21 protein-coding genes, 3 pseudogenes and 1 riboswitch are annotated in these 23,983 nt (G+C 66.7%); of the genes and pseudogenes, 13 read left to right on the top strand and 11 right to left on the bottom strand.

What is annotated here, in order from left to right:
- Nucleotides 1-14: 14 nt before the first annotated feature.
- From SH922_RS35455 to SH922_RS35435, 5 genes are all read right to left on the bottom strand, one after another.
- Nucleotides 15-1,271, bottom strand: coding sequence for a cytochrome P450 (locus SH922_RS35455; RefSeq protein WP_393062641.1), 1,257 nt, complete (start codon nucleotides 1,269-1,271; stop codon nucleotides 15-17).
- Entirely contained in the window at nucleotides 1,268-2,563 is a 1,296-nt protein-coding gene (locus tag SH922_RS35450) for a cytochrome P450 (RefSeq protein WP_393062640.1), read from the bottom strand. The genes SH922_RS35455 and SH922_RS35450 overlap by 4 nt, the downstream gene beginning before the upstream one ends.
- Before the next feature lie 158 nt (nucleotides 2,564-2,721).
- Nucleotides 2,722-3,144 carry a hypothetical protein gene (locus SH922_RS35445; protein ID WP_393062639.1) on the bottom strand — a complete coding sequence of 141 codons (423 nt, stop codon included), beginning with the start codon at nucleotides 3,142-3,144 and terminating at the stop codon, nucleotides 2,722-2,724.
- Nucleotides 3,145-3,191: 47 nt separating this feature from the next.
- Nucleotides 3,192-3,301: riboswitch (SAM riboswitch) on the bottom strand.
- A gap of 112 nt (nucleotides 3,302-3,413) precedes the next feature.
- On the bottom strand, nucleotides 3,414-5,480 hold the full coding sequence (locus tag SH922_RS35440) for a phosphocholine-specific phospholipase C (protein WP_393062638.1): 2,067 nt from the start codon (nucleotides 5,478-5,480) through the stop codon (nucleotides 3,414-3,416).
- Between the two features lie 198 nt (nucleotides 5,481-5,678).
- Entirely contained in the window at nucleotides 5,679-6,494 is an 816-nt protein-coding gene (locus tag SH922_RS35435) for an SAM-dependent methyltransferase (protein WP_393062637.1), read from the bottom strand.
- Nucleotides 6,495-6,687: 193 nt separating this feature from the next.
- On the opposite strand from SH922_RS35435, the gene SH922_RS35430 reads away from it, so the two are divergent.
- Complete coding sequence (locus SH922_RS35430) at nucleotides 6,688-8,367, top strand: DUF262 domain-containing protein (protein ID WP_393062636.1); 1,680 nt, start codon at nucleotides 6,688-6,690, stop codon at nucleotides 8,365-8,367.
- Between the two features lie 332 nt (nucleotides 8,368-8,699).
- Here SH922_RS35430 and SH922_RS35425 read toward each other — a convergent pair whose 3' ends face one another.
- The 3 genes from SH922_RS35425 to SH922_RS35415 all read right to left on the bottom strand — a co-directional run bounded on the left by SH922_RS35425 (nucleotide 8,700) and on the right by SH922_RS35415 (nucleotide 10,054).
- Nucleotides 8,700-8,915 carry a hypothetical protein gene (locus SH922_RS35425; protein ID WP_393062635.1) on the bottom strand — a complete coding sequence of 72 codons (216 nt, stop codon included), beginning with the start codon at nucleotides 8,913-8,915 and terminating at the stop codon, nucleotides 8,700-8,702.
- 304 nt (nucleotides 8,916-9,219) lie between these two features.
- Nucleotides 9,220-9,759 (bottom strand): putative immunity protein, encoded by a 540-nt coding sequence (locus tag SH922_RS35420; RefSeq protein WP_362511482.1) that lies wholly within the window; start codon nucleotides 9,757-9,759, stop codon nucleotides 9,220-9,222.
- Between the two features lie 85 nt (nucleotides 9,760-9,844).
- Nucleotides 9,845-10,054: a hypothetical protein gene (locus SH922_RS35415; RefSeq protein ID WP_393062634.1), complete on the bottom strand. Its 210-nt coding sequence runs from the start codon at nucleotides 10,052-10,054 to the stop codon at nucleotides 9,845-9,847.
- A 1,054-nt stretch (nucleotides 10,055-11,108) separates the two neighbouring features.
- Between SH922_RS35415 and SH922_RS35410 the strand changes: the two genes are divergently transcribed.
- A complete protein-coding gene (locus tag SH922_RS35410) occupies nucleotides 11,109-11,819 on the top strand; it encodes a hypothetical protein (RefSeq protein WP_393062633.1) in 711 nt (236 codons plus the stop codon).
- A 418-nt stretch (nucleotides 11,820-12,237) separates the two neighbouring features.
- Here SH922_RS35410 and SH922_RS35405 read toward each other — a convergent pair whose 3' ends face one another.
- Nucleotides 12,238-13,170 carry a hypothetical protein gene (locus SH922_RS35405; RefSeq protein WP_393062632.1) on the bottom strand — a complete coding sequence of 311 codons (933 nt, stop codon included), beginning with the start codon at nucleotides 13,168-13,170 and terminating at the stop codon, nucleotides 12,238-12,240.
- A gap of 526 nt (nucleotides 13,171-13,696) precedes the next feature.
- Between SH922_RS35405 and SH922_RS35400 the strand changes: the two genes are divergently transcribed.
- The 6 genes and pseudogenes from SH922_RS35400 to SH922_RS35375 all read left to right on the top strand — a co-directional run bounded on the left by SH922_RS35400 (nucleotide 13,697) and on the right by SH922_RS35375 (nucleotide 18,678).
- Complete coding sequence (locus SH922_RS35400; protein ID WP_393062631.1) at nucleotides 13,697-14,512, top strand: hypothetical protein; 816 nt, start codon at nucleotides 13,697-13,699, stop codon at nucleotides 14,510-14,512.
- A 28-nt stretch (nucleotides 14,513-14,540) separates the two neighbouring features.
- Entirely contained in the window at nucleotides 14,541-14,774 is a 234-nt protein-coding gene (locus SH922_RS35395) for a hypothetical protein (protein ID WP_393062630.1), read from the top strand.
- A gap of 876 nt (nucleotides 14,775-15,650) precedes the next feature.
- A pseudogene (locus SH922_RS35390) lies at nucleotides 15,651-15,917 on the top strand (transposase family protein); the annotation flags it as partial.
- A 106-nt stretch (nucleotides 15,918-16,023) separates the two neighbouring features.
- Nucleotides 16,024-16,380, top strand: a complete 357-nt coding sequence (locus SH922_RS35385; RefSeq protein WP_393062629.1) for a nuclear transport factor 2 family protein — start codon at nucleotides 16,024-16,026, stop codon at nucleotides 16,378-16,380.
- 67 nt (nucleotides 16,381-16,447) lie between these two features.
- Nucleotides 16,448-17,029, top strand: coding sequence for a GNAT family N-acetyltransferase (locus SH922_RS35380; RefSeq protein ID WP_393062628.1), 582 nt, complete (start codon nucleotides 16,448-16,450; stop codon nucleotides 17,027-17,029).
- 209 nt (nucleotides 17,030-17,238) lie between these two features.
- Nucleotides 17,239-18,678 (top strand): NF041680 family putative transposase, encoded by a 1,440-nt coding sequence (locus SH922_RS35375; protein WP_393055271.1) that lies wholly within the window; start codon nucleotides 17,239-17,241, stop codon nucleotides 18,676-18,678.
- A 127-nt stretch (nucleotides 18,679-18,805) separates the two neighbouring features.
- Here the strand turns inward: SH922_RS35375 and SH922_RS35370 are convergent, their stop codons facing one another.
- Nucleotides 18,806-19,660, bottom strand: a complete 855-nt coding sequence (locus tag SH922_RS35370) for a sigma-70 family RNA polymerase sigma factor (protein WP_393062627.1) — start codon at nucleotides 19,658-19,660, stop codon at nucleotides 18,806-18,808.
- A gap of 83 nt (nucleotides 19,661-19,743) precedes the next feature.
- Between SH922_RS35370 and SH922_RS35365 the strand changes: the two genes are divergently transcribed.
- The 4 genes and pseudogenes from SH922_RS35365 (at nucleotide 19,744) to SH922_RS35350 (ending at nucleotide 21,532) form a co-directional block, all read left to right on the top strand.
- A complete protein-coding gene (locus SH922_RS35365; protein ID WP_393062626.1) occupies nucleotides 19,744-20,040 on the top strand; it encodes a hypothetical protein in 297 nt (98 codons plus the stop codon).
- On the top strand, nucleotides 20,037-20,390 hold the full coding sequence (locus tag SH922_RS35360) for a DoxX family protein (RefSeq protein WP_393062625.1): 354 nt from the start codon (nucleotides 20,037-20,039) through the stop codon (nucleotides 20,388-20,390). Before SH922_RS35365 ends, SH922_RS35360 begins: the two co-directional genes overlap by 4 nt.
- Nucleotides 20,387-20,616, top strand: a pseudogene (locus SH922_RS35355) (helix-turn-helix domain-containing protein); the annotation flags it as partial. The gene SH922_RS35360 and the pseudogene SH922_RS35355, both read left to right, overlap by 4 nt.
- Before the next feature lie 538 nt (nucleotides 20,617-21,154).
- Nucleotides 21,155-21,532, top strand: a complete 378-nt coding sequence (locus SH922_RS35350; RefSeq protein WP_024757633.1) for a nuclear transport factor 2 family protein — start codon at nucleotides 21,155-21,157, stop codon at nucleotides 21,530-21,532.
- A 151-nt stretch (nucleotides 21,533-21,683) separates the two neighbouring features.
- Here SH922_RS35350 and SH922_RS35345 read toward each other — a convergent pair.
- Nucleotides 21,684-22,804 (bottom strand): annotated as a pseudogene (locus SH922_RS35345) (IS630 family transposase).
- A gap of 362 nt (nucleotides 22,805-23,166) precedes the next feature.
- On the opposite strand from SH922_RS35345, the gene SH922_RS35340 reads away from it, so the two are divergent.
- On the top strand, nucleotides 23,167-23,646 hold the full coding sequence (locus SH922_RS35340) for a GtrA family protein (RefSeq protein WP_393062624.1): 480 nt from the start codon (nucleotides 23,167-23,169) through the stop codon (nucleotides 23,644-23,646).
- Nucleotides 23,647-23,983 lie beyond the last annotated feature (337 nt).

Here is a 23,983-nt window from a genome sequence, read left to right as displayed (position 1 = left end):
TCGGTCAGACGGCTTCAGGCACCGAGCAGAACGGGAAAGGCCTCCATGTCGTTCTGCGTCATCACGGGAAGCTTGCGGATCTCCGAATCCGGCACCGCGAGCCGCAGCTCCGGGAAGCGCCCGAAGAGCGCCGGCAGGGCGATCCCCGCCTCGACGCGGGAGAGCGCCGCACCGGGGCAGATGTGCGGACCGTGCCCGAAGGTCATGTGCCGGATCGGGGTGGGGCGGGTGATGTCGAAAGACTCGGCGTCGGGGCCGTGCTGCTCCGGGTCGCGGCCGATCACCCGGTAGGAGATGACCACGCCCTCGCCCTTGGCGATGACACCGTCACCGACCTGGATGTCCTCGGTGGCGAACCGCATCAGCAGATGGGTGGTCGGGGTGTCCCATCGCAGGGTCTCCTCGATCACGGTCTCCCAGGAGACCTCTCCGTCGAGGACCATCCGCAACTGCTCGGGGTGGGCCAGCAGGGCGCGTACGGCATTGAGAATGAGCCCGATCGTGGTCTCGTGACCGGCCGCGACCATCGCCTTGAGGTTGCCGACCACCTCTTCCTCGGTCAGCGGCTCGCCGCCCTCGTCGGCGAGGATGAGCGCGGAGGTCAGGTCGTCGGTCGGCTGCGCGGTCTTCTCCCGTACGAGCCCGGCGTAGAAGACGTCCAGGTCGGCGAGGAGGGCCAGGCGTTCGTCCTGCGGGGTGAGCATCGAGAAGAAGGCCTTGTACTGGCGGGTCAGCATGGCGTTCGCGGCGGGGTCGACCCCCATCAGCATGCCGACGACCCGCATGGGGAGCGGCTGCGCGAACACGGACTTGAGGTCGACGACGGCCCCGTCCCTGCCGCCCTCGGCGAGCGCGTCCAGCAGTTCCTCGGTGAACTTCTCGATGTCGGGGCGTATCGCCTCCAGCCGGCGGGGCGTGAGCGCCTGGGAGGTCTTGGTCCGCAGCCGGCGGTGCTCGTCGCCGTCGACGGTGAACATGGACCGGCCGGCGTCGATCATCCCGATGAGCGGCCACGCGTGCGTCACCTCGCCGCTCTGCCACAGGCCCCAGGCGTCGAGGTCCTTCACCAGCCGCGGATCGAGCAGGAGCTGGCGCGCGTCGGCGTGCCGGGTGAGGGCCCAGGCCGGGACACCGAGCAGCTCGATCCGGGCCAGCGGTCCGGCGTCGCGCAGCCGCGCCGTCTCGCCGTCCAGGTCCTGGACCATCGGGTCGATGACGACGGTCCCGCCGTTCTGGGCTGCTGCCTGGGCGGCGGCGTGGGGGCAGTTCACGAGAAGTCTCCTGTCGTACGAACGGGGGTGAACCGAACAGGGAGCGAGGTGGATCCACGCAGGAACGCGGAGGGCCGTCGCACGAGTTCGTCGACGGGGACGGCGAGCTGGAGATCGGGCAGCCGGTCGAGCAGGACCTCGATGCCGGTGCGGGCGATGATCTCGGCGATCTCCTGGGCGGGGAACGGGCACCGGTACTCGCCATGACTGAACGCGAGATGGGCGCCGTTGCCGCCCTGCGCGGGCGCTCCGGTGCCGGACACGCCCTGGCGGATCAGCGGGTCCGTGTTGGCGGCGCCGAGCCCGAGCAGCAGCATGTCCCCGGCCTTGATCCGCTGCCCGCCGAGCTGGGTGTCCCGTACGGCCCAGCGTCCGGCGAGGATCTGGGTGGGCGTGTCCTCCCAGAGCACCTCGTTCATGGCCTCGCCGATGCTGCGCCGGCCGCGGGCCATGGAGTCGGCGAACTCGTCCTCGGTGAGCATCAGCCGCAGGGAGTTGCTGATCCAGTCGGCTGTGGTGAGGTGCCCGGCGGCCGTGATGGCCATCAGGTCGAGCATGTACTCCTCGTCGGTGAACGCCTCGGGGAAGGCGAGCATGCGGGAGGTCACGTCGTCCCCCGGCACGGCCCGCTTCGCGGCCACCAGCCGGGCCATGTGTTCCCCGAACCGCAGATGGGCGCTCTGCGCGTCCGGGCCCCCGTCGGCAAGATCCTTCAACACCTGCGCGATGTCGGCGCCTTCGGCATCGGGGAACCCGACCAGTCGGGCGAGGACCAGGACGGGAAGGGGCTCGCAGAAGTCGGCGACGAGATCGGCCGTGCCGCGGCTGCACACGTCGTCGATGAGCCGGTCGGCCAACTGCTCGCAGTGGTTGCGGATCTCAAACGGATCGGCGCCTTCGAGAGCCGGTCCGACCATGCGGGCATGCCGCCGGTGCTCCTCCCCCGCGCTGAAGTAGATGGACGGCAGGGGGCGCCCCACCATCGGCAGCAGGGGCCAGTCGTCAGGAATGTTCGGCCACTGATTCCACAGGCCGACATCGCGGGGGAACAGCTCGCCGTCGCTGGTGACTTGATGCAGCTCGCGGTACCCGACGACCAGCCAGGCGGGGAACCCGCCCGGAAGTTCCACGGGGACGACAGGCCCGTGATCGCGCCGCATGGCGCGGTAGACGGCCTGGGGTTCGGTCTGGAACCCGGGCCCGCCGAGCGGCACGGCACCGGCGTGAGCCGGACAGCCGGGAGGTGCAGGAGGGGTGGACGGCGCGGGCTCGGTGGAAGAAGGGCGCGTCATGAGTCCTGACTCCTGTGGCGACAGCTGCAAGCGTCATGATCATGCGATCAACGCAGCTTCACTATAAGGATTTTATGTGACGTCGGAACCGTCAACAGCGATCAATTCCAAACCCGGAACTGAACAACAGGGCGACATCTCGGCACAATTGATAAGCATCACGATGTACCGCACCGGGCAGAGCCGCCCTCGCACAGATCCCCGCCCTGGAGCGCGACGTTGACCAGCCCGACCCCCCTCCCACCCCCGGGTCCGGCGCCTTCACCATCGCCGTACACGAGCTTCAACGCATGCCAGCGCGCCAGCCAGTACACCCGCCCACGGTGATCGGCGAGGGTCTCCCGCAGCGCGCCGGGCGCATGCGTCCAGACCGCGGGGAGGTCACCCGCATAGTCGAAGGCGGGGCGCAGTTCGACCCATCCGTCGTCGCGGACGTCACCGGAGGTGAGCAGGATCTCGACGGCCTGTCCAGGTTCCTGCCGGCACTTCTTGGCATGGATCCAGTGCACGCGGTGGCCCGCGGCATAGCGGACGCAGTCCTCGCTCCGCACGGAGTCGTTCTGGGTGAGATGACGCAGCATGGTGAGGTTCGCCTTCCGGGGTGAGGACCCCGAGTGCCCTGCACCGCGGTCCGCTGTTCCCCGTACCCTGCGCACGGGGCAGGTCGTCACCCGGAGCACCCGCAGCGGAGCGGGGTGCCGTCCAGCAAGCCGGGGCTGTGCACTGGAACTCATGACCCGTCCGAAACCCTATCCCACGCACACGGCCCGGCCCGACGGGTGGTCAGGAGTGCGCAGCGCCCGGCCACGGGCACCGCCCACCCCCGAACCGCCCGCCGGACGGGGGCCACTCAGCCGGTGACGAGACCCGGGTCGCTCGAACCGGCCCGGCCCGTCTCGACGTGTCCGGCGAAGCGCCGCAGGAAGGTGGCGTCCGCGTCGGAGACGACGGTGACGTCGTACCAGTTCTTGCTTCCTCGCAGGTCAAGCGCGTACTTCACGGTCGCACCCGCTCGGACCGCGAAGGTCTGCACCCCTCCCCCGTACCCGACGGCGCTGCGAACGGTCAGGCGCACGGTCGCGGAACCGCCGTTGACGAAGGTCAGTTCAAGCCCGCCGGAGGAGGCATCATGACGAGCCGTCACCTCGGGCCCCGCCACCTTCCCGTCCGCCCGGAAGGTGCGCAGGAATCCGTTGGGGCCGTGGACGGTGAGGTCGGTCACTCCCTTGGAGTAGGCGGTGTTCCAGCTGTCCGAGAGCGACTTTCCGGCCTCGGTGGTGTAGGTCCAGGGCCCGTCGGTTCGGTTCGCGGAAGTCACGAGGAACTGCGCCCCGGCGGCGGGACCACCACCGAAGGTGAGGCGGTACTTGCCGGTGGACACATCGGCGGCGCCGTCGACGTAGGGCGCGTAACGCAGCGGCCGGGTGGGCCGCGCCCCCTTCTCCTGCTTCGGCACGCTGCCGGTGGCGGGCGGCGCGGGAACGTAGTCGGGGTGCCGGAGGCGGTCCGGGGGCTGGTAGGCGTCGGTCGACGGCAGCGAGACGTCCGATGCGTCCGCACGACGGAAGTCGAAGGCGGAGGTGAGATCACCGCAGACGGCGCGCCGCCAGGGCGAGATGTTGGGCTCGTGCACCCCGAAGCGCTGCTCCATGAACCGGATGACGGAGGTGTGGTCGAAGACCTCGGAGCACGCGAACCCGCCGGTGCTCCACGGGGACACGACGAGCATGGGCACACGCTGCCCGAGCCCGTACGGCCCTGCGGCGTACCGGATGTCACCGGGGAAGTAGTCGGCCGAGGTGTCGACGGTGGACAGCCCCTGCGCGGGCCCCGACGGCACGAAGGGCGGCACGACGTGATCGAAGAAGCCGTCGTTCTCGTCGTAGGTGATGAAGAGGGCGGTCCGGCCCCAGACCTCGGGATCGGCGGTCAGCGCGTCCAGGACCTGCGAGATGTACCAGGCACCGTAATTGGCGGGCCAGTTGGGATGCTCGCTGTACGCCTCCGGAGAGACGATCCATGAGACCTTCGGCAACGTCCCGGCCCGGACATCGGCCTTCAGGTCGTCGAGGAGCCCGCCACCGTTCTTGAGATCGGTCCCGGTACGAGCCTTGTCGTAGAGCGGATCGCCGGGCTCGGCATCGCGGTAACTGTTGAAGTACAGCAGCGAGTTGTCACCGTACGTGCCCCGATAGGCATCGTCGATCCACCCCCAGGACCCGGCGGCGTCGAGCCCGTCACCGACGTCCTGATAGACCTTCCACGACACGCCGGCCTGTTCCAGACGCTCGGGGTAGGTGGTCCATCCGTACCCCGCCTCGTCGTTGCCGAGCACGGGACCGCCGCCGGACCCGTCGTTCCCCGTGTATCCGCTCCACAGGTAGTAGCGGTTCGGGTCGGTCGACCCGATGAACGAGCAGTGGTACGCGTCGCAGACGGTGAACGCGTCGGCGAGGGCGTAGTGGAACGGTATGTCCTCGCGCGTGAGATGAGCCATCGTCGTGGCCGTCTTGGCCGGCACCCACTGGTCGTACGCACCCTTGTTGAACGCCCGGTGCCCGCCCGCCCAGTCGTGGTTCAGGTCCCGGAGGAACTGCATCCCGAGCTCGTCGGCGGGCGGCCTGAACGGCAGCACCTCCTTGCCGAGGAGGTCCTTCTGATGCCAGACCGGCTTTCCGCTGGGCAGCGTGACGGGCCGCGGGTCACCGAAGCCGCGGACGCCGTTCATGGTGCCGAAGTAGTGGTCGAAGGAACGATTCTCCTGCATCAGGACGACGATGTGCTCGACGTCCTGGAGGGAGCCCGTACGACCCCGCGCGGGAAGGGACGCGGCGCGCGCGATGCTGCTCGACAACGCGGTGTAGGCGGCCGTGCCTCCGGCGAGTTGCAGGAGTCGGCGCCGGTTGAGTTCTGCCATGGGTGGGGGCCTCTGCAGGGTGAGGGGATGTGGGGGAAAGCGACTGGAGTGTTCCAGAATCGGCAGGCCCTGCGGAAGACCCGTGCGGTGTGCACTCGGTGGCGGTCGACGGAACATTCGGCGACGAGGCGGGTCGGAACCCTGCCCGCGCACTACGACTTGCGCACGATCACCCCGAGCACCCAGCCACCCCCGCCCCTACGCCTTTACCCCCACGCCTCCGAACGCATCCACATCGGCCGCCACCGTCGCGCTCTCGGCATCGGGGCGCCATGCGCTGAGCCGTACGAACCCGGGCTCGATCATGCGCAGGCCGTCGAAGAGCGTCGCGATCTCCTGGGGCTCGCGGACGTAGTACGGCACAGCACCGCTCTCGATGTACGCCTTCTCCGCGGCGATCATGCCCTCGCTGGTCCGCGTGCCGTCGTACACGACAAGGTGACTCCCGGACGGCAGCCCGGCCATGAGCGCGCGCACCACATCGCGCGCACGGCCGAAGTCACCGGCATGGCCGAGTATGCCGAGCAGCATGAGTGCGACGGGCCGCTCGAAGTCGAGGGTCTTCGCCGCCTCGGCCAGGATGGCGTCCGGCTGGTAGAGGTCGGCGTCTATGTAGTCGGTGACACCTTCCGGCGCGCTGGTGAGCAGGGCCCGCGCATGAGTGAGCACCAGCGGGTCGTTGTCGACGTACACGATGCGCGCGTCGGGGGCGATCGCCTGGGCGACCTGGTGGGTGTTGTCAGCGGTGGGCAGACCGGTCCCGATGTCGAGGAACTGCCTGATGCCGTGTTCCTGGACCAGATGACTCACGGACCTGCGCAGAAACTGCCGTCCGGCCACTGCCACATCGACGAGCCCGGGAAAGAACGTCTTGATCTGATCGCCGACCTCGCGGTCGACCTCGTAGTTGTCCTTGCCCCCCACGAAGTAGTTCCAGAAGCGGGCCGAGTGAGGAACCGTGGTATCGATCCGCGCCGATATGTCAGCGTTGGCGGTCACTTGATGCTCACTCACGGGGCGCCTCCTGGCACAAGGATGTATCGAGGAACGCACTCAACATATCCAGGTGCCATGTTCCACTCCCGTCCCACCTGTGACCGGCCGCTCAGATCAGGCCACTACGGCTGTCGCCGCAGTGACAGTCTTGCTCCGCAGTCTTCCTGCGCTTCGCTGCGAAGCCCGCATCCAGTGGGGAATCATGCAGATCATGGCTCAACTCGAAGCGCGCGAAGTGCCGCTGCACAAAGTCTTCTGCAGTGACTACGACTTCCGGATCCCTGACTACCAGCGCCCCTACGCATGGCAGCCCGAACAGGCCCAGCAGCTCTTGGCCGACCTCGAGGAAGCCCTCCTGAGAGGCGACGGGGAGCCTTACTTCCTCGGCTCTCTGGTTCTCGTCAAGGACAGCGGCTCCGCCGAGGCCGACGTCATCGACGGTCAGCAACGTCTGACGACCTTGACCATCCTGCTGGCAGTGCTGCGCGATCTGGCGCAGCAGCCCGACGTGGTGACCAATCTGGTGGCGATGATCTCCGAGCCCGGGAACACGGTCCTGGGCCTGAAGGCCAAACCCCGGCTCACTCTGCGCCCCCGGGACGCCGACTTCTTCCAACAGCACGTCCAGACCGCCGGTTCCATCAGCACGCTCCTGGAACTGAACCCCCACAACCTCAGGACGGACGCGCAGAGGGCCGTCCAGGCGAACGCACAGGCGCTGCACACCACCCTGGCCGCCTGGAGCGACGAGCAGCGTCTCTCCCTGTGCAAGCTGATGGGGGTCCAGACCTTCCTGGTCGCGGTCAGTACCCCTGACCTGGACAGCGCCCATCGGATCTTCAGCGTCATGAACTCCCGGGGTCTCGACCTGTCACCTGCCGACATCTTCAAGGCGCAGATCATCGGAGAGATCGACGAGGAGGTCTCGGAGACCTACGCCAGGCGGTGGGAAGACTCCGAGGAGAGCCTTGGCCGCGAGGACTTCTCCGACCTCTTCCTCCACATCCGCATGATCTTCTCCGGTGAACGGGCACGACAGGAACTGCTCAAGGAGTTCCAGAGCCAGGTCCTGGTCCACTACAAGGGTGGACGGGCCAAGGAGTTCGTGGACCAGGTACTCGTTCCCTACGCCGAGGCGTCCGCGGTGATCCGCGACAAGGCATACGCAGCTGGAGACGGGTCGGATCAGGTCAACCTGTGGTTCCGCAGGCTGCTGCTGCTGGACAACAACGACTGGTGGCCGGCCGCACTTTGGGCGCTCACGTCCCACGGGGACGATCCGGTGTGGCTGGGTGCGTTCCTCCGGTCACTGGAACGTCTCGCGGCAAGCATGTTCGTCCGGCGCGTCTACACCACTCCTCGTGTGTTCCGCTTCGCCGAACTGCTCAAGGAACTGAAGGAACTGGCCCCGGGCAGAGGCCTCGAAGCCCCGGCGCTCCAGCTGACCGAGACCGAGCGGGCCGAGACACTGCGCCGGCTCAACGGCGAGGTCTACCACGAGTTGAGGACGCGACGGTACATCCTGCTGCGACTCGACGAGTTGTTGGCCGAGGACGACATCGTGGCGACGTACGACGCTCCGCGCATCACGGTCGAGCACGTACTCCCCCAGAACCCCGGCCCCCAGTCGCAATGGCGTGCGGACTTCACCCCGGACGAACGCGCACTGTGGACGCACCGCCTGGCCAACCTGGTGCTACTAAGCCGTGCCAAGAACTCCCAGGTACAGAACCTCGACTTCACCGCCAAGAAGGAGCGGTACCTCAAGCGGGGCGTCGTCACGTTCCCCCTGACCACACAGGTACTGGGTCAGGACACCTGGACACCGGAGCACCTGGAGAAGCGCCAGGTGGAACTGCTCGGCATCCTGGCCGAGGAGTGGCGGCTGTAACGCCCCCCAGGCGGCATCTCGGTTCCCGACGCTGCTCGCGCAGCAGCCTTCGGTCCGCCGCAGCCTGCCAGCAGGCAACCCGTCGCGGCTACAGCGGCCAGCAGGGAGACGTACCTGCGCAGCCTGCCTCGTCCTTCGTGCATGACAAGGCTGCTTCCCATACTTCACCAGTCTGCTCCCGACGGACGCTCACCGCAGTTCGGCGGACCCCCTCAGGAGAGCGCCTGGGCCATCGCTGCGGTGACACGGACAGCAGCGCCGGCGTCCGAGGTCGCCACACGGGCGACGAGTGCGACGGTTTCGCCCTTCTCGGTCCGGGCGTAGGTGAGGGATCAGGAAGACGGAGCGCCGTCGTCGTCGGTCGGCTCTGAATCCCCCTTCTCGTAGCCGAGATGCTCACTCATCCCCGCCTCCGGCGCACCCTCCAGGACCAGCTTCACCAGCCCCTTGAGCAGCCCGTTCTCCCCGACCGGATTCAGGCCCTCGCTGCGGGCCCGGGCCACCAACTGCTCAGCCAGGTCCCGGTCCAGCCCGGTCAGTCGTGCCAACTCGTCCCGTGCGTACGATGTTCGCGCTGTCGCGCGGGCGCTCATCCTTGATGCCCATCAGTGATCCTTCCCGGCAGAGGCCACCAGACGGGTCACACCTAGGCATACACAATCTTTCGGGCAGTCCCGGCGTGCCTGCACCACTGCCCTTCTCTCGGGGTGGCTCAGTTTGAGCAGTCGGGAAGTGTGATGGTTGCCCAGTTCAGCGGCAGGCGCCGGTGGTAGTAGGTGCGCGACAGGTGCCGCGGACGGTGGCGGTGGCGGTGGCGGTGGCGGTGGCGGTGGCGGTGGCGGATGGTCTCCCTTAGCGGGACGTGCGCAAGGACGTGTCCAGGATGGTCATGAGTTGTGCAGCACGGCTCTTGCCGGTTGGTGCGAGGGGGTACCGGTTGAGGACATCGATCAGGACCGGTGTGGCGCGTTGTCGAGCCTGCTCGATCAGCTTGAGTCCGACGGCGAAATCACCGCCCGCGTTCAGTTCCCCCACGAGCGCCGCGCTTGCAGCGGCTCGCAGGATGTGACCTACCTGGGTGGCTTTCGCAATCGGATGAAGGTAAGCCGCAGAGGCAGCATCCCCGGCGGCACGCGCGGCGAGCCGTTCGGCTTCGGTGGCCGCTTCCTTCGCCGCGCGGTGAGCATCCAAGGAGGTGATGCGCTGGAGCTTGGTCCTTCTCGCACCGTTCACGAACTCCCGTGCGGCGTCGATGGCTGCACGAGGTCGAGGATCGCTGGGGTTGGCAGCCTGGAACACAGGGAGAACTTCCTCAGCGCTCTCCACAACGTAGCGTGCGACAACGCGCAGCTCATCCATGGTCAGCTCGAAGTCCCCAAATACGGTCGTCACGGATCCGATTCTTCCACCGGTCAACCGCCTGGAGCCCCAGTGGCCGGACGATCGGACCGTTCGACGAGGGACGTCACATAGGTAGTCAGCGGTTCAGCTGTGCCATCAGCTCCCGGTTCGCGGCGCGTGCGGCGGCGAGGTCCTCGTCCCGTTCTGCGAGTTCAGCGCAAAGATCGAGGATCAGGTCATCGTGCCGGTGGATCAGGCTGCGGTGGACGCCAGCGGCGCGGGCAACGGAGGGGACGGTGATCTCCTCGCCGTCCGCGGCCAGCTTGTCGAGGACCTTGAGGGACACGGGTCCGCCGCCGGTCGGAGTCCGCTGACCGTGCTCGGGCCAGGTGGTCCGGTGATGAGCTCACGCGTCACGCTCCAGCCGCAGCCCGGCTCCGGCGGGCGGATGCCGGGCTGGACAGCAACAGGACGATGAACCGGCCCCGGGCCCGGCCACCACTGGAGCGCCGTAGCCGGGCGAGTGCCGCAGCCAGAACATGAAGCTGCCCAGGCGACCCGCCGCCGTCGTCCAGCCCCGGCCGGTGCAGCCGCACCACGTCAGGTAGAGCGCGACCGCCCTGGCGTATGTACGCGTCGTCGACTCGGCCTGATCACGACCGAAGCGCACGTGTCGCAAAAACCCGTCCGCCGCTGGTACGGGTGCCAGCCGGTCCTCATCCAGCACGGTCCAGTACCGCCGTCGCGACGGCATGCGTACTCTTCGGGTGGGTGGACATCTGCCTGGAACGCTTCGGTACGCACCCGACGCCGATCCTCCACGATGGCAACCGCCGCGAACACCTCGTGGACTACGAAGGCGACGCGGACCGTCGGCCGATGACGCGGGAAGAGTGTCAGCTCTTCTTCGACCACATCGACGAGCGCGTGGAGAAGGCCGTCAAGCAGGGCCGCAAGGGTGCCTTGACGGCCTATCGGGACTCGACGCTCGGCCCCGTCTCCGCCCGCACCGAGATGGGACCGCTCTGCACGGCCTGCCGCAAGCCACCGAGGATGCAGTGCACCACCTGCGGCAAGATCCGCCTCTGCTTCCACAGCGCCGCCGGCACCCCACGCTGCCGGGCCTGCTTAACGAAATTGGAGCCCTGCACCGACTGCAAACGCCCCTCCCGCGTGCTCGCCCGGACATCTGCCCGGACATCTCGAGGACCGTTCTGCGAGAACTGCTGGGAAGTCGCCCCCGAGGCCCGCAAGCCGTGTCAGCAATGCGGTACCGTCGAAAGGCTCTTCCACCACGGCCTCTGCCGCCGATGCGCCGGCGAACGCCACCTGCGGCAAGTGCTGGCCTCTCCGAACGGCGAATTCCGTCCCGAGCTCGACACAAGGTCGCTGCGGCTCTCTTGGACTTCAACTCCCGCCGGACACTTCTCTATCTACGCAAATCAGCCACGGCCAAGCAACTGGTCAGCGACCTCGGCGCCGGAACTTGCGACCTCACCCACGAGGACTTCGACGCCCGCATGTCCAGCCCGAAGGACCTGTCCGTCGACTACCTCCGCTCCCTCCTGGTCTCGGCCGGCATCCTGCCCGTCCGCGATGAGTACCTGGCCCGCCTGGAGCGATGGGTCGAGTTCAAGATCGCCACTCTGGACGATCCGGAAGACCGCCGGCTGATTACCGCCTTCGCCCGCTGGGACCGCGTCGTCCGCATCCGACGCCGCGCCCGAGGCAAACCGATCTCACCAGCGGCAGTCGATGTTACCCAGAGCCAGATAGGCAGAGCCGTCACCTTCCTGACCTGGCTCAAGAAGCACGACGCGACCTTGGCCACCTGCCATCAAACGCTCATCGACCTCCGGCTCCCTCGGAGAACCACCAAGGTCCCTACATTGCCCGCGCATTCGTCACCTGGGCCGTCCGCAGCACGCACGCCTCCGGCGTCAGCATCCCCGACCGGCCCCAGAGATCCTTCTACCGGCCGCTCGACGCCGACGACCGCTGGACGATCGCCCGCCAACTCCTCAACGACGACTCCTTCGAAACCAGGGACCGCGTTGCCGGACTCATGGTCTTTCACTATGGCCAGACACCCGCCAAGATCAGCCGACTGACCACCGCACACGTCATCCACGACGAGAAAGGAGTCGCCCTGCAGCTCTAGAAGACTCCGCTCAGACTCCCGCCGCCCCTGGACGATCTCGTCCTACAACTCGTCCAAATCGCACGCAGCCACGAGCACATGGTGATGTCCAACGAAGAAAACGCACCCTGGCTCCTTCCGACCCAACGCCCCGGAAAGCCGCTGACCAACCGACGACTCACGAGACGACTTCACAACATCGGGCTCCCATCCGAAGCCGCACGATGCGCCGCTCTGCTCGACCTCTGCATCCAGATGCCCCCGGCCGTCCTTCAACGACTCCTCGGGATCAGCGCCTTCGCCGCCGAACGGTGGGCAGCAGGAGCCGTCAGAACCGCCTACGCAGCCGAGGTGGCCCGCCGATCGTGAGCTGCGCGTCTCGGCCGCTATCAGGCTTCGATGCGAAGCCACGTGTCGCCAGCGCGAAGCCATAGAAGACCGTCGCGACCCTGACCGCAGCGCATGACCACCCGTCCGGGCACTCGAATCTTGCGCCGCTCGGTCACACTCCAGGTATCACCATCCAACTCCGCTCGCACCACTTCGGTTGACCTCTGGTTGTGAACGCGCTTGGTCAGGACCGCTCGATGGTCGCGCGCGGCGAACCCGTCCGGGTCACGTACAGGGCTGGGCCAGCTGGTCACCTCACCGGTCGACGGGGTGATCCGCGTCAAGAACGTGCCTCCCCGCCGACTGCCGGAATACCAGATCAGCCAGACCTGGTCCCCCTCGGTGGCAGCGGTGCATCCCTCCAAAGGCACGTCAGGCAGGCGACCTCCCGGAGCCCAGGTTGCCCGACCATCGGCACTCCAGCCGGCAAGACCGGCTGCAGACTCCGGATGCCCTCCATAGATGCCTTCGTCTCCGTAAGCCGTCCAGATCGATCCCTCGCGATCGGTCACCAGAGCAGGGATGTCGTCGCCGATGCAGAAGGTGGCTTCTTGGTCACCGCTTTCCAGAGAGAACACCACGGCGTTCGGGCTCCATGCTCCCGACTCCTCCTTGCCCGCTCGACCGCTTGCGATGAGAAGCCGGGCCTCCGGGAGAAGAGCGATGTGGCTCGGCCTGACCGGGACGTCCTTGATCGGTCGACGTTGAAGCGACCCGTCAGCCTGGCGAATCACGAGCACCGCATCGAATGGGACCTGCGGGCCCCATCCCACCCAGCCCTTCACGTAGCGGCTTCGGCGTAGGCACTGCCGATGGACGAGCAGAACAGCCAATTCCCCCGTCGGGCCAACGGTCCACCACAGAGGGCGTCGTCCCGCCCAGAGGTCCGTTACGGACGGCTTCCAGACCCTCTGCACGTCGACCGTCGACATCACATCCCCCTGCTTTCAGATGCAGCACTCGAACGTAAGTGCTGCTGCGAGGAGTGTATTGATGCCAGAACCAGGAACCGCCCCCGCGTCGTCCGACTGCCCGGCGGTGCGCTCGCAAACGCTATTCCGCAGAGTCGAATATCCGAACCTGCCGACACTACGGGAGAAGCTCGCCGACAAGACCGGCAAGACGAGTTTCCGCCAGCTGGCCTCGCACGGCATGAACGGCGCTTTCCACCTCGACATTCTCTGCACCAACTCGGGAGGTACTGAACACCCGCGTGAGATGTCAGGTACGACGGCTGCTGCTGCTGCGATCGCAAAGCGTGGTCCGAGGAAGCACGTCACATCGAGCCGGAAGGGTCTGGTTTTCGCCCCTGCGAAGTGGTCGGACCGTGGTCAACTGGGTTTCCGATTGACTGTGACTACAAGAGGGATGCTGCGGATGCCGAAAGTCTCTGAACTGACATTCGAGCCGGGCCGGATCGCATTGACCGGGTGGCTCCCCGGCCGGAGGGTTCTTCGCATGCTTCCTCTGGTGGCCGTCATGCTCGCGAGCACTGTCTCCTGCGGTGGGGACTCCGATCCTTCACCGGGTGACAAAGAGGGGTTGGCAAAACCCGTGACAACGCCGTCGGCGGCCGGCGCGAAGTCCGACCAGCCAAACGTGGACGGACTGGTCACCCTGGTGAATACCAACCTGTCTGTCTTCGATGTGAAGACCGGCAAGGAGACAGTGGACGCCTTCCTGCCACATGACGCCAAACCCAACGTATGGAAGAGGGAAGCCTTCTCTCCCGACTGGCGGAACGTTGTCTGGACCACAGGTGAGGGTGAACTCTTCATCGGGGACTACACAGATGTCGGTCGCGGGAATGGTCTCTACGGGCGTAACCCCTCGCGGATCGCCGGTAGGCCGACGTACTCCGGAGGGAAGCCCGGCTACGCCCAGCCTCGCTTCGGCCCCGACGGCACGAGGGTGTACTTCCTGGCCAACGACGAGACGGTGTACTCCGCCGACCCGAAGAAGCCTGAAGACCTCAAGAAGGAGCTGGCCCTCCCTGAGGGGTCGTTCTCGGCAGACGATGAACTGACCTGGGACGTCACGGCAGCGGGCAGCGTGGTGAAGGCCAAGGCCGTCCAACCCAAGAAGACGCTTGAGGCGACCAGCGCCGACGGGACGAAAACGATCATCCACACCGACCACGGCTGGTTCCTGAAGGAGAAGGGCAGCTCCGCGGAGCCGAAACTGCTCTTCGAGGAACTCGTGACCTCCGACGGCGAGCCGGTAGCAGTCGACACCGGCTACGGTCTGCGGCTCGACGTCATCGGATGGTACTGAGCGAGGGATTCCCAGCAGGCCGCCTACCGTGGCTCCGCCAGCGCACTCGGTCGGCATCGCCTCTCTGGCGCTCCAACAGATCGAGGACGACCTCACCGCCACTGACCTCGACGGCCAGGAGCTCGCCGCGATCGTGTGCGAGCTCATCGCAGCGGGCACGGCCTTCTCGACCTTCGGAACAGGCTGCGCCTGTGCGCGCGCGACACCACGGTCGCACATCTGCGGGCGCGTTCCGTCGAGCTCGGGTATATCAACGATCTGATCGAGGACTGCGCGGCACGGTCGATCGCCGTCGTCCTGGACTGCTGCATCAGCGGTGCCGCCGCCGTGAAGGGAACGGATCCCACAGCTCAACTTGCTGGACACGGCCGTTTCGTGATGACCAGTTCCAGCCATGGGGACGTCTCCTCAGATGCCGGGGAGGCGGGTATGGCCAGCCCGTTCACCCGGCATCTGGTTGCGGGGCTGAGATCTGGATCCCCTGGCCAAGACGGCCTCGTGACGGCATACGACGTCTACCGGTACGTCCACGGCCGACTCCGCACCTCTGGGCAGATTCCCCACATGAAGACGGAGGACGGGGTCGGCGCCATCCCGCTCGCACGACGCCGGACGCGGCAGGTCGGGCAGGAAACGGTGGACGGTTCGGACTACGCCCCTGGAAACGACGCCGGTCCCATCGACGTGCGCCCCGTCTTCACCGATCGTGACGGAAACCAGTCCCTGCTCGCCACGTACACCGACTTCAGCGGTGTCCTGCACGTCCCCTTGTCCCAGTTCGCCGGCGTCCTGACAACCCACCGCGACGAGATCACGGCAGCGGGCGAGGGAGCACCTGTCACCGCCGAGCTGTACGGAAATGCAAGGATCGACTGGCACGAAGCCCACACTCTCGTAAGCGGCCGCAAGGTGACGGACCTGCGCGCCGACACCTCGGGAGACGCGTTTCGTTCACCTCCCGCACGACGCGGGCACCGTGACGTGGCAGGAGTCGCAGGTACACGCCTTCCGCCAGGCCAGCTCCCAAGGGCGATGGCCTGGCACGCCTCTCGCGCCGAACTCCATTGCTCTACCAACAGGTCGACCAACACGGGCGGGTATCCACCGAGACCCCGTGACTGCCAGTTAAGATCATCAATCCGTGGGCCCGACCCTGACGAACGCCGACGGCGGCTATCCCGGCACCGGGCTCCTCATGCCTCACCGCCGCACCCGGGGCGAGGAATCGTCCGAGCGGAAGAAGGAACACAACCGCTCGCACAAACAGGTCCGCGCCCGCGTCGAGCATGTCTTCGCCCGTATGAAGACCTGGAAGATCCTCCGCGACTGCCGACTCAAAGGCGAAGGCGTCCATCACGCCATGCTCGGCATCGCTCGCCTGCACAATCTCACCCTCGCCGGGTAAAGGGCTGGCTGTTCGAGATCGACGTCTTGAATGGGCAGACACAGGCGCCGCGTGATCTTACGGTTCCTCTCGCAGGCTGCCACCCGCCGCAGCGAAGGAGAGCCCGATGGACGCGCACAGCGACAACTCACACCACATCGTGCAGCGGTACTTCCACATGTGGAACACAGGTGACACCTCGATCGCTCCAGAGGTGCTGAGTCCCCACTGGGCCGACCATGCCCACCCAGAGATATCCGGGCCCGCTGACGTTCAACGCAGCGTTACGCATATCCACACCAGCCGACCCGGACTCCGCTTCCACATCGACACGATCCTCGGCACCGACGACCTGCTTTCAGTTATCGGCGGCGTCGGCCACGAAAGCCGCCCCGGCACCATCAACACCCATCTCATCTGGCTGATCCGCCTCAACAACGGTCAGATGGCCGAGATGTGGACCTACCAGCGCAGCGCCCCCTGACACGACTGACCCGCACGTCTGGACGATTGCCCGCGCGCACAGGGCCTGACTTGCCATGATGTCGACCATGCCGTCCCTGGTCACTCCAGTCATGCCCCCTGGCAGCCTCAACGCCTCTGCGCAGCCGACACTGTCGATCGACGACGACTTGCTGCTACGGCCGTGGCTGCCATCCGACGCATCCGCCGTCACACGAGCCTTTCAGGACCAGGCGATCCAACGCTGGCACCTGCGCACGGCGGACTCCGAGAACGAAGCCCAAGAGTGGATCAAACAGTGGCGACGTGGCTGGGAGACCGAAACCGCCTGCCACTGGGCCGTGGCCGATGCCGGCGACAACACGCTTCTCGGACGGGTCTCCCTCCAGTCCATCATCATGGCCGGAGGCCAAGCAGAGATCTCCTACTGGACCACCCCGGAGGCCCGCGGCAAGGGATTCTGCTCCCGAGCAGTGGCCCACGTGGCGACCTGGGCACTGGAAGAAGCGAGCTTCAACCGACTCGAACTTGGCCACTCAACGGTAAACGTCGCATCTTGCCGCATCGCAGAGAAGACAGGCTTTGCCCTGGAGGGCGTACGGCGCCAGGCGCTGCTCCATGCCGATGGCTGGCACGACATGCACCTGCACTCCCGAGTCCACAAAGCCTGACCGGGTATCTGATCTCGCCAGTAGGCGACCACAGTCCAGACACGTCGAAGATCATTACGGGACAAGCCTTAGCTTGGCGTTTATGGTCTGCCGTCGAACACGGCCTCGAACTTGCTGATGGGTTTGCCTAAGTTCCGGACGTAATAGCGGCCTTCGCCTGATCCTGTGCTCCGTCACAGAGACATGGGATCAACACGAAGGCCGTAACTATGAGTCTGCTGCAACACGGCGTCCCGCGGGATGCGTTTGCCGAACTGTCATGCTTCCGGACGGAGCTCTATGCCTGTCTGACCGGCCGACGCGATGCGCTGTTCGAGCTGAGTGATGCCCTGCTGTGCGCGGATGGTCCGGTGAGGACGCTGGTCGAGCTGTCGTTGGTGCCCGAGCATCGGCGCGGGCATGGCGCTTTGTACGGCGGGCTGAACAGCGGGGATCTGGATGTGGCACGGCTGCGCAGAACGCTGGTAGGGCTGCCGCTTCCCCGCACGGCTTCGGGCCAGCTGGTCTTGGCGGTCGACGTGAGCAACTGGCTGAGGCCGGACGCGAATACCAGCCCGGATCGGCTGTTCTGCCACACGTACGGTCGTGGCAGAGGCTCGGCCCAGATGATCCCCGGGTGGCCCTATTCCTTCGTGGCCGCTCTGGAACCGGGGCGAACCTCGTGGACTGCCCTGCTGGACGTGGTCCGGTTGTGTCCGTGGGACGACGCGATCGCCGTCACCGCCGCCCAGGTCCGGGACGTGTTTCAGCGGCTGTACGTGACAGGCCAGTGGCAGATCAGTGACCCGCCCGTCCTGGTCGTCGTCGATGCCGGCTATGACGTGACCCGTCTGGCTTACCTGCTCGCGGACCTGCCCGTGGAACTGCTGGGCCGGATGCGTTCGGACCGCGTCCTGTACTTCCCGCCCACACCGCAGCCGGCGGGCAAACGTGGGCGCAAGCCCAAGCGCGGGGCGGAGTTCGCGTTCGAGGTTGCGGCTACTCAGCCGGTCCCGACGGTCACCACGGTGTCCGACACCACTCACTACGGGAAGGCCGTTGCCAGTGCCTGGGACCGCCTGCACCCGCTACTGGTCCGGCGTTCGGCCTGGGCCGACCACCCCGAAGGAGATTTGCCGGTCATCGAAGGCACCGTGATCCGTCTTCAGGTCGACCACCTCCGCGGAGACCGCAGCCCCAGGCCGGTCTGGCTGTGGTGGTCGGCCACCGCCGCCACTGCTGGGGATGTAGACCGGCTCTGGCAGGCATTCCTGCGCAGATTCGACCTTGAGCACACCTTCAGGATGCTCAAGCAGACGTTGGGGTGGACCGCTCCTAAACTCCGCGAGCCAGCCGCCGCCGATCGCTGGACATGGCTCGTCATCGCAGCCCACACCCAACTCCGCCTTGCCCGGCCCCTCGCAGAAGACCTCCGCAATCCCTGGGAACGGCCCGCCCGCCAAGGGCGCCTCACACCTGCGCGCGTCCGTCGAGGATTTCGCCGCCTCCACAGGAAAGCGCCTCAGCCGGCCAGCGCACCGAAACCCACCACTGCGGGCCCCGGCAGGCCAATCGGGACGAAGAACAAGCACCGCGCGCGCGAGCACCCCGTCGGGAAACAGGACCAACCAAACCTCACGGGAGCCGCCGCAAGCAGCAGAGCTGCATAAACGTCAAGCTTAGGGCTTGCAGAGAATTAACTTGCTGATTCCGGGACTTGACCTTGCAGGTCAGCTCGCCACTCGCCTGCATGTTGTTCTTCTGCAAGCCCTTAGCTGTTGCGGGTCAGGAGGTTGTTCACGGTAGGGCGGCCGCGAAATGGTCGTCGGTTTGGGCCAATCGCAGCGTGATTCTTGTGACCTTCTGGTTGGCTGTGCTGATCTCGATCGTGGCGAGGGGATGTCCTCCTGGGGCGATGAGGTACACCGGTTTGTTGTTGACGGTGAGTCTGCAAGCCGACTGAATGCGATGACGGAAGTGCACGGTCTCGGTGGCGATGCCGACAGCACCGATGACTGCGGTGCGGGCTCCGCGAGGCAGGAGGGCTGCGTCGGCGTCGCGGACGCTGTCGGGCGCGAGCAGCTGGATCATTCTTCGGGTATCCCCGGTTTGGGCTGCTGTCATGAAGGCTTCGACGATCTGCTGGTCTGGTCGACTGTTCCGCTCCGAGGCATACTCGCCGCTGCCGAGGCGTTGTCGGGCCCTGCTGGCGTGCTTCTTGGCACTGGTTACTGTCCCGCCCAGCACGTGCGCAATCTGGTCGAATGGCACAGAGAACAGGTCATGCAGGACGTACGCGACCCGTTGAGGCGGGGTCAACTGGTTCAACAAGACGATGAGCGCCCGGGAAACGTCCTCTGTGCGGAGGATTGCTTCGTCCGCGGCCAGTTCTGCGGCCGGGATGGCGTCCGCGAGCAGTGGCGCTTCGTTGCGACGGCGTCGAGCACGCAGCTCGTCCAAGCAGACTCTGGCGGTGACAGTCGTGAGCCAGGCTGACGGGTTGTCAATCGATGGTGCGGATCGGGCAGTCATGGCCCGCAACCATGTCGTTTGGACGGCATCTTGGGCGTCATGAGCCGAGCCGAGCATGCGGTGGGCAGCCGACAGCAGATGCGGTCGTGCGGTCTCGAATTCTTCGACCGTGATCGGCATGGGTGTCACCTTTCCGGGCTTGCGGACGTCAGGACGGTCGGTTCAACCCATTCCTGTTCGCATCCCGAGGAGATGACAACGTCATGAGCCTACAGATGGTGCGGTTCCGCACCGACAGCGGCACAGCTGCCGAGGTCCGGTCGCAACTCGCGAAGGTGTTCGCCGCCCTCCACGCGGCATCACCCCAGGGCGTGGTCTACACGGCGTACTCCAGTGAGTCGGGGCCGGACTTCATCCTGGCCCTCGAGATGGATGAGGCAGCAGAGAATCCTTTGGTGGGACTGCCACAAGCCGCTCAGCTGCGAGACCTGATCCGGCGAGCTGTGGGAGCGCCGGTTCCACCAGAACCGTTTTCCGCCGTGGGGTCGTACCACTCATGAGCTCCGTACTGATCATCGCCACTGTCGGGTGCGTCGTCGCGAACGCGTTCATTGCGATCGCGGACTACGCGCGGGCACCGTTCGTGCTGGCGAACTCCGCAGAGGTTCGACTCCCCCCAGCTGCAGTGCCGTACCTGGCGACCCTCAAACTCGCGGGCGCCTTCGGCCTTCTCGTGGGACTTTTCGGGGTCCACTGGCTGGGCCTGGCAGCAGGAATCGGCTTGACCGCGTTCTTCATCGGCGCGGTCCTGGCTCACCTCCACGCACATGTCTTCTACAACATCGCTTTCCCGGGCGGCTACCTGCTACTCGCAGTCGCCAGCACCAGCTTCTTCGCGGGCAAGCTATGACCCACGCCAACGCGCCCCTCTCCGCGGAAGGCCGCCGCCGGTTGATCGAACGCTGTAAACGCGTCCGATCGCGCACGTCGCCGCGGAGATGGGCATCTCCCGCGCATGCGCGTCCAAGTGGGTGAACCGTTGGCGTAAGCACGGCGACATAGGGCTGCTCGACCGGTCCTCGACGCCGCACCATCAGCCGAGCGCGACCAGCGCCGACATCGTGGCCTCAGTAGAGCCTCCCCTTGTTGGACCTGATCTTCCAGTTCGGCCGCGCGTCGGCGGGCGGCGTCACGGTCGGCAGTCCCCTCGCCGATTTCACGGGAGTGGTCACCTGCCGCATCGGGGAGATGCCTCAGGGCTTCCTCCGCCCGCTGGCGGTGGTTCCGCCAAGTGTTCATCGGCTTCAGCATCGCGGCCCTACCGGCTTACTGGCAGCCTGGGCGAGGGCGGTATGGGGAAGGTCTACCTGGCCCAGTCGCGCGGGAGGCGACGTGTAGCGGTGAAGGTCGTACGTCCGGAGATCGCGGCGGACCCCGGCTTTCGCGAGCGGTTCCGCCGCGAAATGGAGGCCGCGCGAGCCGTCGGAGGGTTCTGGACCGCGCCCATCGTCGACGCGGACCCCGACGCAGCTACACCCTGGGTTGCTAGCGACTATATCGCCGCGCCAAACCTCGCCGAACGCGTAAACGAGTACGGCCCTTACGACGCGGACGAGCTAGTCTCGCTCGCTGTCGGCCGAGCGCGGTCCGCGAGGCGAGTGGTATTACTGGTGCATGCAGGAAGAGACCGCGCGGTCCGCGATCGACACGTTCATCTCCGCGTTCAACGCCTCGGACGACAGCTATGTGACTGCGCTGCTCTCCCAGGCCCTGACCTCGGACGTGGTCTTCTGGGGACCGTTGGGCCGCAGTGAGGGGATCGAGGCGGTCGAGCGGTTCGTGCTGGACATCCGGCGCCACCCCGCGGGGACCGGCACGATGGTGCGCTGTTCGGCGGTGGACATGCCGGACGAGTGGGCCCGGTACCAGTGGGTCTTCACGACGCCGGATGGAGGCCCCCGCCTGGCGGGAACGGACGTCGTCCATCTGCGGCGGAGCCTCATCGACCAGGTCATCGTCTTCGCGGGGGAGATCGAGCCGTCCGCCTCCTGAGTCATTCTCCTCTGGCGCCGTCCTTCTCCTGAACCGGCCCCGTTCGGGGCTCGGTCTGCCCAGCCGAGATCATCTTCACAACGCTTCGGTCGTCCCCGCTTGGCCACGAGCGGACCGATGATGCGCTGTGGCTGTGTAAGTTCGCCGTTGGTCAGGCTGCGGTGTTGAGGGGGCGTCCGCCCCAACGGATGCCCTTCTCGCTTCGTATGCGGGCGCGTTCATTGCGTTCGGCGGCCAGGACGTCGCGGTGGCGGGCGTTGGCGTTGCGCCAGCGTGGATAGGCGTGCAGGGCTCGTGTCTGCACGGTGTGGTTGGGGTGGTTGGAGTTGGCGATGGTGAACTGCCTCAGCGGTCCGAAGTGGGCCTCGATGGGGTTGGCCCAAGAGGCGTAGGTCGGGGTGAAGCAAGCTCGACCTTGTGCTTTGTAGCCCAGCGGCGGATGTCGGTGCCTTTGTGGGCGGACAGGTTGTCCAGGATCACGTAGATGGGGGCGCCGTCGGGCCGGGCGGCGCGGATCGACTTGAGTGCGGCCAGCGTGTTCGCGGCACCTTTCTTGCGGCGGTTGACGCCCCACAACATGTCGTCGCCGACCGAGTAGCAGCCGTGGAAGTACCGGACTCCATGGGTGCGGTGGTAAGTGGCCGGCAACCGGTCGGAGTGTTTCCGTTCGGCCCGGCCCGAGCCTGCGGTGGGCCGGATCCCGAGTGGGCCGAACTCGTCGAACGCGAAGACCCGGTCGGGGAAACGGTCCAGGACGTGCTCGATCCGGTCCAGCTTCGCCTGGCGGTCGGGGTCGGTGGATTCCTTCCAGGTCTTGGTGCGCTGGAAGGTGACTCCACGGCGGGCGAGCAGGCCGCGTAACGCCTCGCGGCCGATACGGATCACTCGGCCGTGGACTGTGCGCAGGTAGGCGACGAGTTTGCGTAGCGACCAGCGAGTGAAGGGGGCTGGCCGAGCTTGGTGGGGCGGGTGGTGGCCGTCTGGACGACGAAGTCCTCGTCGTCATCGCTGAGCAGGCGGGGACGGCCTCCCGCCCACCGAGGGTCCAGGCAGGCCAGGCCGATCTCGTTGAACCGGTGGATCACATCGCGCACGGTGTCCTCTCGGCCGCCACCAGCTGGGCGATCACCGGCACCCGATTCCCGCCGGCCGAGACCAGCAGCATCATCGCGCGCCGATAGCGCACCGCGTTGGTGCTGCCCGGCGCACGATCTGCTGCAGCCGCTGCCCCTCCTGGTCGGTCAGTCTGCGCACGCGGACAGGCTCGGCCACCGCGCCTCCAGCGGTCGGATCGGACGTCACCACACATCCAACCGCCACGACGACCAACCCAGCGAACCTATGCGGTCACAGCACTAGCCGTTTCGACGCTCCTCAGATGCACCGCTTTGACTGGTGCGCAGCGAGTCGTCCATCACGACAAGGCAAACGTTTCCTGATACGGCACTGGACAACACCCGCCGTCGGCCGGGTGGGGCAAGTGTTTCGCCCCCTGGGAGCTATCCCCCAGGGGGGCCTGGGGGATAACCCCCAGAAAAGGTCGGGGAGAAACCGGGTCGTCCGGAGGACGCCGGGTCCGTAGGTTCTGGAGTGGAATAGGCACACCGCTTCACACAGCCTTCGGAGGCCCACTCGTGACCGCCCCTTCGCTCCAGCCGACGCGCACGCTTCACCCGGCCCTGGCGGCCTTCGTGCGCTTTGTGATCTGCGGTGGCGGGGTCGGGGTTGCCTCCAGTGGTGTTCTGGTTCTCCTCCAGGACCGGATGCCGCTGGCCGTAGCCAATGCTCTCGTCACCGTCGTGTCCACCGTGATCGCGACCGAGTTGCACAGTCGGGTCTCGTTCCGCAGCGGGCGCAGGGGGTGGGGCGTCCACCTTCAGTCCGGGCTGACCGTCGCCGTGAGCTACGCCTTCACGACGGGTGCCCTGTTCTGTCTGTACGCGGTCCAGTCCGAGCCTTCGGCGCTCGTTCAGCAGAGCGTCTACCTGTCGGCGTCGGCAATCGCCGGCGCCGGGCGGTTCGCGCTGCTGCGGGTGGTCGTCTTCGGGGAGCGCAAGGTGGACAGGACGCGTGAGGCGCCGCTCGGCAAGGTGTCCGTGGCCATGGCTGCCTGACCTCGGCGCCTCTGGTCGGTGGGCCGGGCGGCTCCGCCGCTCCTCGCACCCATCGGCAGTCGTGACGGGTCGGCCGTGCAGCTGCGCGGGCCATGTGTGCAGCGAAATGGGATCCAGCATGTCGCGCACTCCTCGATCCCCGTGCGCGGCACACGCACGTCAGCTCGCGGCGCGTGAAGGTTGGCTATTCTGACCAGCGTTCCAGGTGATCAGGGCGGCCCCGTCCGTCCCGATCAGCGCTCCAGGTCATCACGGTGGGCCCTGTCGGCCGCCGGCGCGGGCTGCGCGCCCGTCGAGGGGAGAGCACGTGCAGGGTCCAGCCGCGAGCCGGGGCTCG

Origin of the sequence: Streptomyces sp. LN549 (assembly GCF_043203805.1) — a bacterium.
Classification (GTDB): Bacteria; Actinomycetota; Actinomycetes; order Streptomycetales; family Streptomycetaceae; genus Streptomyces.
This window is presented reverse-complemented; position numbering and strand designations above follow the sequence as displayed.

Coding starts and splice junctions, on each gene's coding strand:
- SH922_RS35405 (WP_393062632.1), bottom strand. CDS start 13,170: ATGTCGACGGTCGACGTGCAGAGGGTCTGGAAGCCGTCCGTAACGGAC.
- SH922_RS35350 (WP_024757633.1), top strand. CDS start 21,155: ATGCAGGAAGAGACCGCGCGGTCCGCGATCGACACGTTCATCTCCGCG.
- SH922_RS35450 (WP_393062640.1), bottom strand. CDS start 2,563: ATGACGCGCCCTTCTTCCACCGAGCCCGCGCCGTCCACCCCTCCTGCA.
- SH922_RS35365 (WP_393062626.1), top strand. CDS start 19,744: ATGAGCCTACAGATGGTGCGGTTCCGCACCGACAGCGGCACAGCTGCC.
- SH922_RS35370 (WP_393062627.1), bottom strand. CDS start 19,660: ATGCCGATCACGGTCGAAGAATTCGAGACCGCACGACCGCATCTGCTG.
- SH922_RS35440 (WP_393062638.1), bottom strand. CDS start 5,480: ATGGCAGAACTCAACCGGCGCCGACTCCTGCAACTCGCCGGAGGCACG.
- SH922_RS35445 (WP_393062639.1), bottom strand. CDS start 3,144: ATGCTGCGTCATCTCACCCAGAACGACTCCGTGCGGAGCGAGGACTGC.
- SH922_RS35375 (WP_393055271.1), top strand. CDS start 17,239: ATGAGTCTGCTGCAACACGGCGTCCCGCGGGATGCGTTTGCCGAACTG.
- SH922_RS35430 (WP_393062636.1), top strand. CDS start 6,688: ATGGCTCAACTCGAAGCGCGCGAAGTGCCGCTGCACAAAGTCTTCTGC.
- SH922_RS35380 (WP_393062628.1), top strand. CDS start 16,448: ATGCCGTCCCTGGTCACTCCAGTCATGCCCCCTGGCAGCCTCAACGCC.
- SH922_RS35360 (WP_393062625.1), top strand. CDS start 20,037: ATGAGCTCCGTACTGATCATCGCCACTGTCGGGTGCGTCGTCGCGAAC.
- SH922_RS35400 (WP_393062631.1), top strand. CDS start 13,697: ATGCTTCCTCTGGTGGCCGTCATGCTCGCGAGCACTGTCTCCTGCGGT.
- SH922_RS35385 (WP_393062629.1), top strand. CDS start 16,024: ATGGACGCGCACAGCGACAACTCACACCACATCGTGCAGCGGTACTTC.